At 53.5% G+C, this 495-nt stretch carries 1 protein-coding gene; it reads left to right on the plus strand.

From position 1 onward, the window contains the following. Positions 1-495, plus strand: a 495-nt coding sequence (locus HP556_RS00145) for a phage tail protein (protein ID WP_175365471.1), incomplete at both ends; no start/stop codon positions are given.

Consider the following 495-nt stretch of genomic DNA (forward strand, 5'->3'; position numbering starts at 1 on the left):
CTTTCCGGCAGGTGCGCCGATCCCGTGGCCATCAGATATCGTTCCGTCTGGCTACGTCCTGATGCAGGGGCAGGCGTTTGACAAATCAGCCTACCCAAAACTTGCTGTCGCGTATCCATCGGGTGTGCTTCCTGATATGCGAGGCTGGACAATCAAGGGGAAACCCGCCAGCGGTCGTGCTGTATTGTCTCAGGAACAGGATGGAATTAAGTCGCACACCCACAGTGCCAGTGCATCCGGTACGGATTTGGGGACGAAAACCACATCGTCGTTTGATTACGGGACGAAAACAACAGGCAGTTTCGATTACGGCACCAAATCGACGAATAACACGGGGGCTCATGCTCACAGTCTGAGCGGTTCAACAGGGGCCGCGGGTGCTCATGCCCACACAAGTGGTTTAAGGATGAACAGTTCTGGCTGGAGTCAGTATGGAACAGCAACCATTACAGGAAGTTTATCCACAGTTAAAGGAACCAGCACACAGGGTATTGC

Origin of the sequence: Tardiphaga robiniae (assembly GCF_013359755.1) — a bacterium.
GTDB lineage: Bacteria > Pseudomonadota > Alphaproteobacteria > Rhizobiales > Xanthobacteraceae > Tardiphaga > Tardiphaga robiniae.